Raw genomic sequence first — 6,023 nt, 5'->3', positions numbered from 1 at the left:
GGCCTGGTGTGCGCCGGTGTGCTCGCACCCCCAAGAAGCGAGGTGGATCACGACAGGCCGGAATGACAGGCGGGCTTCACGAGCGGTTCGGTGTTGCGCGGGTACGGCGGCGCTGCTGCTGGGGGTGCTCTGCGGGTGCCAAACGGGCGATCCGGCCACTCCGGGGGGCGGGTCGGAGTTACACGGGACTGCTTGGCCGGCGGGCCTGCGCGACGACGTGACCGAAATCGTGCAGATCCCGCAGAGTCCGCCGTGGATCATGGGCGACGATGGGCGCGTACGGGGACTGAAGGTCCTGCTGTACTTCGTGAGTGCGGCCAGCGGAAAGGGTGAATTCGTCGGCGGACCAATTGCGGTGCAACTCCGCGTATTTCGCCCGCAGCCCGATGGAACAATCGCACCTGAGATCGCACATGAGTGGCGTTTCGACTGGCGCGCTGCAGCCGGATTTCGAGTGCGGACACGCGCCGTGATGGGTGACTCGTACGGTTTCCTGTTTGCCTGGCCGAACGAGATGATCCTGGATGGCGAGGAGCTCCAGCTCGTTTACAGTTACGAGCGACGTGATGGCCAACGTGTCCTGCGTTCGGGCAGTCGCCTGCGCGTTCCTCTGCCCGCAATCGGTTCGCCGGCGGAGCGTGCGGATCGCGCCCGGCGCGCGCGGCCGGCCCCCGGAGACCCGGCACCTGGTTCGACGTCACGGTCGGAGGCCCCCCCCCGATGATGCCGTGGTGGCCGTTCGGATTCGCCCTGCTCGCGGCCTATATTCTGCAAGCCACCCTGGTCGGCTGGCTGCGATGCGGCTCGTGGGTCGACCTGTTGCTGATGCTGGCGCTGGTTGTCGGTCTGGCAGCGCCGACGGTGGAAGCACGCCTCGCCGGGTGGTTAACCGGACTCGCAGCCGACTTCCAGAGCGTCGGACCCCTGGGGCTGCATGCGTTCGCTTTCGGGCTTGCGCTGTATGTCCTGACGCTGTTGCGCGAGCAGGTCAATCGTGAAGTGTGGTGGGTGCGTTGGCTCGCCGCGTTCGTGGTTGCGTTTCCAGCGCTGCTGCTGGTACGCATCCATGAGCGCGTCTACCAGGGGCTTGCGGGGTTGACGGCCTGGCGCATGCTGGAGCAATCGGTGTTGAGCGCGGCGACGGCGGCGCTGGTGGCGGCCCTGGTGCTGGCGTTGCCCGCCATGGCCCGCTGGCGCAGCCGGCGAGGATCGTACGCGCGTTGGCACTGAGCAGCACTGCGGATGGCGGGGGATGAACGCTGCAGCCAGCGGAGGCCGGAAGCGAGCCCCAACCATACCGAACTGCGCAACTCCACCGGCCGGCCCCCCCCGTTTGCGGGCGTCGATCCGGGGTCCGCGCATTCTCACGCAGTCGTCTTTCCCCGCTGGCGCATCTGCTAGAGGTTCGCCTTGTACCAGTCGATCGAGCGCTCTAGACCCTCCGCGAAGAAGATCTTCGGTTCATAACCGATGACCTGCTTCGTATACGCTACGTCTGCCAGACTGTGGCGCACGTCACCCGGCCGCGGATCCTTGTAGATCGGCTCCAGATTCGTGCCCAGCAGTCGGTTGATGTCCCTGGCGATCTCGTTGAGGGTCGTTCGGTCGCCGCACGCCACGTTCACGACTTCCCCGTGTGTCGCCTGAGCATCCGCCGCCAGCAGGTTCGCGTTCACCACGTTCTCGACGTAGCAGAAGTCCCGGGACTGCTCGCCGTCGCCGTAGATCTCCGGACGCTCGCCCTTCAGCATGCGGCTGACGAATGCCGGGATCACGGCGGCGTAAGCGCCGAACGGGTCCTGTCTGGGCCCGAACACGTTGAAGTAGCGCAGGGAGATGGTTTGCAGGCCGTACACATGCGACCAGCATGAGCAGTACAATTCGGCGGCGAGCTTGCTCACGGCGTAAGGGCTGAGGGGCATGGGCCGCATGTCCACGGTCTTCGGCATCACGGGTGTGTCGCCGTAGGCGCTGCTGCTGGCCGAATAGACCAGCCGCCGCACACCGGCCTCCTTCGCGGAGATCAGCAGGTTGAGCGTGCCGGTGACGTTGATGTCGTTGGCGGGGCGCGGTTCAGCGACGCTGCGCGGCACGCTCGCGCGGGCCGCGAGGTGGAAGACAACGTCGACGCCGCGCATGGCCTGCTGCACGGTGCGCTCGTCGCAGATATCGCCGTCGACCAGCTCGATGCGGTTGGCGACTTCGGCGAGGTTCTCTCGCTTGCCCGTGCTGAAATTGTCGAGCACCCGCACGGGCCGGCCAAACTCGAGCAGGCGCCGAACGATGTGGCTGCCGATGAAGCCGGCGCCGCCGGTCACGAGACTGAGGCTCATGCTGCATCCTTTGTCAGGTTGAAGAAACGGATCGCGTTGGCGGTGGTTGCCGCTGCGAAGTCCTCATAACGTTCGCCGCGCAGTTTCGCAAGGAACTGCGCAGTATGCACCAGTAATGCAGGTACGTTCGGCCGGATGCTGCGGTGCGGCTCAGGGGACATGTAGGGGGCGTCCGTCTCGATCATCAGGCGATCGGCGGGCACATACCGGGCGGCGGCCTGGATCTCGGCCGCCTTCTTGAACGTGACGACACCCGTAAACGAGCAGACGCAGCCGAGGTCGAGTACGCGCCGTGCCAATTCCGGCCCACCACTGAAACAGTGAAACACGACGCGGCCGTGCAGTGCGGGGTGCCCTGCCAGAATCTCGCAGACGCGTTCTTCCGATTTGCGCGCGTGGATGATGACCGGAAGGCGAAGTTCCTCTGCGAGTGCCAGGTGCAGTTCAAACACCTGCTCCTGGGTGGCGCGCGGTGCAAAGTCGTAATGAAAATCGAGCCCCGTTTCACCCAGGGCGACGAGGCGCGGCCGTATTTCCTCGGCCAGACCATGACCGCGCAGCACGGAAGCCAGCGCCGCGAGCCGCTCGGAATCGGCGGTTGCGGCCTCGTGCGGATGGATTCCGGCGGCCATGTACAGCCCGCTCCGTCCGACCAGCAAGGTGGCGGCCGTGTGCGCATCGGTGGGGTTGGTAGCCACGAGAATCAAGCGCGTGACGCCAGCCACCCGTGCGGCCGCCAGCACGTCGTCGACCTGCGTGAGCAGTTCTGGTGAGGTGAGATGGCAGTGTGTGTCGATCAACATCCGAGCATCCGTCCAACGGCCCGCGGATCAGGGTAGGGGGGGCTTCAGAGCGCGTAAAGCACACAGGGCCGCGTTGCGCCGGGTGCGAGCGGAGCGGGTGGATATTGGGTTGGTGGCCGCGGCCCCATGCCCCCTGGTCCACAACCCGCATCGCCGCGCCCTGATCCCGTACCCTGATTCCTACTCCGCGTTCGCGACCTGCTCCTTGATTCGATCGACCGCGCTCTTGATCTCGATGATCTCGCGGCTGATGGCGGCGTCACCGGTCTTGGAGCCCATCGTGTTCGCTTCGCGCAACATCTCCTGGGCAATGAACTCCAGCTTGCGACCGGCCGGTTCGCGGCTGATCAGTAAGCCGTCGAACTGGTCAAGGTGGGCAGCGAGGCGGCTGATTTCTTCACTGATATCGCTGCGTTCCGCATAGATCGAGACTTCTTTCAACAGATCTTCCGCCCCGAGCTGCACGCCACTGCCTGCCAGCAACTGCTGCACACGGGTCCGTAGCCGATCGCGGTATTCCTCGATCACATGTGGCGAACGTGTGCGGACGCGCTCCAGCGCGCCGCGGATGATGCCGCAGTGCACCCGTAGGTCCGCGCCCAGTGCCTGCCCCTCGGCGGCACGCATGGCGATCAGTCGCTCCAAGGCCGCCCCTACCACAGTGCGCAACTGTTGCCATCGCAATTCGCGATCTTCTTGCGCCAGTTCGCTGGGCTGGCACACGCCCGGCAGCGTCAACAGGGTCGCGAGGTCAATCGTGCAGCGGGGGTCGTCGCCGGCCAGCGCGCGGAGTTGTCGCACGTAGGCCGTCACCGCGGCGGAGTTCAACGGCGCTGCGGCGAGTTCGCCCGTACTGCGGACAAACAGCCGCAGGGTCACGCTGCCACGTGTCAGGTGCTCTCGCAGAAGGCGATCGACATCGTTTTCGAGAAACCCGAACTCGTCGGGGAGGTGAATGGACGTTTTTAGATAGCGCTGGTTGAAGGTGCGAATCTCGACATGCAGAACCTGGCCCCCGACCTCGACTTCGGCATCACCGAAGCCGGTCATCGAGTGGATCATGGTTGGCTCCGTGCGGCCCGGCTGATCCGGGGCGCTTCATTCCGCAGGCGGTGGTTCGGTGGCCGGGGGCGCATCTGTCGTGGGCGCCACGGCGGGGGTGGCTTCCGGAGCCGGAGTTGGCGCCGGGGTCTCCACCGGCAGTTCGACATTGTCGGCACTCTCGGCCGCCGGTTCTTCGACTACCGGTTCGGCAGCGGGCGGCGCCGGCGGGCGCGTCAGCGGAGTGACTTCGATCGGGGCGGCTTCTTCCCCGTTGGTCGGCAAGACCAGTGGGGCGGCGGGATCGGTGGGTCCGGTTGTCCCTAGTCCCGGACCGAGTGGACCGAATACAAACGTGAGGATGATGGTGTAGAGCAGGAGTATGCCCGCGCCCACGACTGTGATCCAGGTGAGCACGTCACCGGTTTTCGAGCCGAAGGCGGCCGTAGTGGCAGCCCCGCCGAACGCGCCGGCCAGGCCGACGCCCTTGCCCCGCTGAAGCAGGATCACCAGCATCAGCAGGACGGCCATGATGACGAAGAGAAACGCCAGCAGGGTGTGATACCACTGAACCGCGAGGATCATGCTCGGCCTCGTGTGGGGTCGCTTCGTGAATATCTTTGAGCGCGGTGCCCTCGGCACCCGGATTCCGAACGTCGCAGTATACGGCTACTTGCGAGCTGCTGCCAGCGCGGACGCTGCGATCGCCAGGAAGGAGTCTGCTTTCAAGCTCGCACCGCCGATCAGCCCACCGTCCACATCCGGCTGTCCGAAGATTTCGGTCGCGTTATCGGGTTTCACGCTGCCGCCGTAGAGAATCCGCACCTGGTCAGCGACGTTCCCCACCAGCCGGCGCAGCTCCGCCCGGAGGTGGGCGTGGGCCTCCTGGGCCTGCTGCGGCGTGGCGGTCTCGCCCGTTCCAATCGCCCAGACTGGTTCATAGGCGATCACAAGGTCCATCCCGCTAGCCGGTTGAACGCCCACCAACCCGGCCGTGAGTTGGAACGTGAGCACGTCCAGCGTCTCGCCGGCTTTACGCTCGCCAAGTGTTTCACCAACGCACAGAATCGGTACCAGGCCGGCCTTTCGGGCGGCACGCGTCTTGAGGTTCAGCATGCGGTCATCCTCGTGGTGACCGATTGTGTGCCTTCGTTCGCTGTGTCCGACGAGGACGTACCGGCACCCCGTGTCTGCGATCATGGCCGCCGAGATCTCACCGGTGAACGCACCCTCGTGCTCTTGGTATAGGTTCTGAGCGCCGACGGCAATCTGCGGGCCAACCGTCTCAACCACGGGTAGGAGGTACACCGCTGGGGGGCACACCGCTACTTCCACCTGTGTGAGCAATGATGGCTGGTTGGATTCCGCGCCTTGGCGCACCGTCGCGGCAAGTGCGACGGCCTGGGCGCGGTTGAGATTCATCTTCCAATTTCCTGCCACCAGGGGCTTACGCATGGCTATCGCTCCACGATTTCCGGATACGGTGATCTTTTTTCGGTCGTACTGAGTCGCCAGCCGTTCCGACGACAAAAACGACCCTACATGGCAGCAAAATACCAAAGAAAATATGACTCGTCGCCCCTTACCGGGCGTATCCGTGCGCGATTTCGAAAACTCAGACCCGGGCAAAATAACCCCTCCAGACCCCCTAATCAGCGAATTCACGTGGGCTGTACCGCGCACGGTGGTCCAGTTCGGGACGTTCGACCGGTAGGCGCAGGAGGTGCGCTGAGGGCAGGAATTGTTTGCCGTTGCCGGGTTTGGGGTGCTAGACTGCTCCATTCAATCGAGTCGGGACCGGCAGGGCGGCTGGTTCCCGGCACGTGCATCCCCCCAGGAGGCAATG

General features: G+C 65.1%; 7 protein-coding genes. 2 read left to right on the top strand and 5 right to left on the bottom strand.

All coding sequences use genetic code 11. From position 1 onward, the window contains the following. The first annotated feature begins 217 nt into the window (after positions 1–217). On the top strand, positions 218–724 hold the full coding sequence (locus IPM18_03000; GenBank protein MBK9118558.1) for a hypothetical protein: 507 nt from the start codon (positions 218–220) through the stop codon (positions 722–724). Then, positions 721–1,230, top strand: a complete 510-nt coding sequence (locus tag IPM18_02995; protein ID MBK9118557.1) for a hypothetical protein — start codon at positions 721–723, stop codon at positions 1,228–1,230. The genes IPM18_03000 and IPM18_02995 overlap by 4 nt, the downstream gene beginning before the upstream one ends. Before the next feature lie 167 nt (positions 1,231–1,397). On the opposite strand, the gene IPM18_02990 is transcribed toward IPM18_02995, so the two are convergent. The 5 genes from IPM18_02990 to IPM18_02970 all read right to left on the bottom strand — a co-directional run bounded on the left by IPM18_02990 (position 1,398) and on the right by IPM18_02970 (position 5,632). After that, positions 1,398–2,333 carry an SDR family oxidoreductase gene (locus tag IPM18_02990; GenBank protein MBK9118556.1) on the bottom strand — a complete coding sequence of 312 codons (936 nt, stop codon included), beginning with the start codon at positions 2,331–2,333 and terminating at the stop codon, positions 1,398–1,400. Beyond that, complete coding sequence (locus IPM18_02985; GenBank protein ID MBK9118555.1) at positions 2,330–3,136, bottom strand: TatD family hydrolase; 807 nt, start codon at positions 3,134–3,136, stop codon at positions 2,330–2,332. The genes IPM18_02990 and IPM18_02985 overlap by 4 nt, the downstream gene beginning before the upstream one ends. A 180-nt stretch (positions 3,137–3,316) precedes the next feature. Then, the gene (locus IPM18_02980; protein MBK9118554.1) at positions 3,317–4,198 is read right to left on the bottom strand and encodes a YicC family protein; all 882 of its coding nucleotides are present in this window, start codon (positions 4,196–4,198) and stop codon (positions 3,317–3,319) included. Between the two features lie 36 nt (positions 4,199–4,234). Continuing rightward, entirely contained in the window at positions 4,235–4,762 is a 528-nt protein-coding gene (secG, locus tag IPM18_02975; protein ID MBK9118553.1) for a preprotein translocase subunit SecG, read from the bottom strand. An 84-nt stretch (positions 4,763–4,846) separates the two neighbouring features. After that, positions 4,847–5,632, bottom strand: a complete 786-nt coding sequence (locus IPM18_02970; protein MBK9118552.1) for a triose-phosphate isomerase — start codon at positions 5,630–5,632, stop codon at positions 4,847–4,849. Positions 5,633–6,023 lie beyond the last annotated feature (391 nt).

Source organism: Phycisphaerales bacterium, from assembly GCA_016716475.1.
Lineage (GTDB): Bacteria > Planctomycetota > Phycisphaerae > UBA1845 > Fen-1342 > JADJWG01.
This window is presented reverse-complemented; position numbering and strand designations above follow the sequence as displayed.

Coding starts and splice junctions, on each gene's coding strand:
- IPM18_02980 (MBK9118554.1), bottom strand. CDS start 4,198: ATGATCCACTCGATGACCGGCTTCGGTGATGCCGAAGTCGAGGTCGGG.
- IPM18_02970 (MBK9118552.1), bottom strand. CDS start 5,632: ATGCGTAAGCCCCTGGTGGCAGGAAATTGGAAGATGAATCTCAACCGC.
- IPM18_02995 (MBK9118557.1), top strand. CDS start 721: ATGATGCCGTGGTGGCCGTTCGGATTCGCCCTGCTCGCGGCCTATATT.
- secG (MBK9118553.1), bottom strand. CDS start 4,762: ATGATCCTCGCGGTTCAGTGGTATCACACCCTGCTGGCGTTTCTCTTC.
- IPM18_02990 (MBK9118556.1), bottom strand. CDS start 2,333: ATGAGCCTCAGTCTCGTGACCGGCGGCGCCGGCTTCATCGGCAGCCAC.
- IPM18_02985 (MBK9118555.1), bottom strand. CDS start 3,136: ATGTTGATCGACACACACTGCCATCTCACCTCACCAGAACTGCTCACG.